The 1,809-nt window shown below is 43.8% G+C and carries 1 protein-coding gene; it reads right to left on the reverse strand.

Translation table 11 applies throughout. The annotated features are described in order from the left end of the window. Nucleotides 1-177: 177 nt before the first annotated feature. Nucleotides 178-1,230: a TIGR00341 family protein gene (locus tag AC4II3_RS32615; RefSeq protein WP_488017386.1), complete on the reverse strand. Its 1,053-nt coding sequence runs from the start codon at nt 1,228-1,230 to the stop codon at nt 178-180. Nucleotides 1,231-1,809 lie beyond the last annotated feature (579 nt).

The raw sequence follows: 1,809 nt of genomic DNA on the forward strand, positions 1-1,809 counted from the left end.
TTCTGGGGAAAGCTTACACAGTCTTGAGAGACCAAAATTAGTCTAAACTCCAGTTAATAGGCGTGAAAGGGAGGTGGGGTGGGCACTATCTCCCTATCTCCCCATCTCCCTATCTCCCTATCTCCCTATCTCCCTACCGAATTGATAATTGCTATAGTTGCTTAGGTCAAATTCAAGTTAATTAGCTTTAAGATTAGGGGATTCCACTGGTATAAATGGAGTAACGTCAACTTTCACTTTAAACGGTTTACCTAGCTTAATCTCAACCGCATCTTCAAACTCCTTCACCTGTTCTGGTGTAATCAGTTCTGTTGAACGGACAGCCATTGTGATCTCAGGAGGATTCTTTGTCCGATCGATATTCCAATCAGAAACTTCTCTAACACCTTCTTTGTTAAACAATGAACTGTTAATCAATTCCTGAACTGGCTCCTCAATTCTTCCTTGCTCAAGCACGTCCCAAAAGGTAAGTCCTAGGGGCACCACTAACACAGCAATCAGCACTAAAGAGAATCCCCAGTTTAAAGACCGGCTCAGTTCAGTACTTTGAGCATACCCGCTAAAGAAATAGACGATCATGCAAGCTAGGTTAATCCCAATCAGGTTAGTAATATAGAGGAGAAATGCGCCCTGACTCAAAGTCCATTCTCCCTGGGATAGGGTTAACCCAACCACACAAAGGGGAGGCATTAGGGCCACTGCAATTGCTGTCCCTGGTACCGCATCTTCTAAAGAGGGACGAATTTTAGAGAAACCACTAATTCCCCCGGCCACGATCGCAACCAGTAAATCAATGAGATTGGGTTTAGTTCTAGCTAAAACTTGGGCTCCAAATTCAGGAAATCCGATAACTGTACCAACCAACCAAGAACAACTTATACCCAGTAAGGTGCCTACAGCAATAGAAACAAAACTCCGCCGTAATAGTTCCCAATCTCCTTCCAAAGTAGCAAAGGACAATCCTCTTAAGGGCAACATCAGAGGAGCAATAATCATCGCTCCAATAATCACCGCAGCACTATTGAGCACTAGTCCAAAGGTGGCAATTAAACAAGAGCTGATGATTAAGACTAAGAAATTGAGGGTAAGTTCTGATTCTTCAAACAAAGAATTCCTTACCATCATAATTGGAATTGCCTTTAAGCCAAAGTTCCTGACAAGATTCAAGGTTTTGGAGACTCTAGTTTTAGTCTTTTGATTCTTTTGATTCTTTTGGTTTTCCTTTTCCATAGATAATAGATGATGCTCCCGACTATTGAGCTAATCTTTTACGAACACATATTGACCAGGACTTACGCGGTTAAGTTTATTTCGCCCCCCTAGCCCCCCAGCGAGCAATCCCTCGCTGCGGGGAATGATGTCAAAGTCCCCCGAGCGAGCAATCCCTCGCTCGGGGGATTTAGGGGGCAAATGCGTAAGTCTTGTTGACAATTAACCCTAAGTAAGGTATGAGAAATAACTTCACAATCTGACTGGTAGATCGGATAATCATTAGTTGACACTCCCCGCTTTAAAAAGACGGGGATTCCTAGATCTACGACCGGCCTTAAACCTCCGTGTCCAAATGGCAATATCTAAACCATTATCCCGTCAAGACCAAGAATCTAGTTCAGTTCACGAAAGACCCAGCGGGCTAGTCTCGCGATAGCGTTTAGCAACAAGATTGGAAAGTGCCTTATAAAGTCCGTTACTTTCCCGTTTTACTTGGTTTCGGCGTGCCCCGCCGTACCATTTTTCTCTCAAGTTGTGATCTGGCTGGGTTCACACACCAATTGTTAGTTGATGATTGGGTTTTTAGCGATGCAGCGC

This window comes from Moorena sp. (assembly GCF_982860115.1).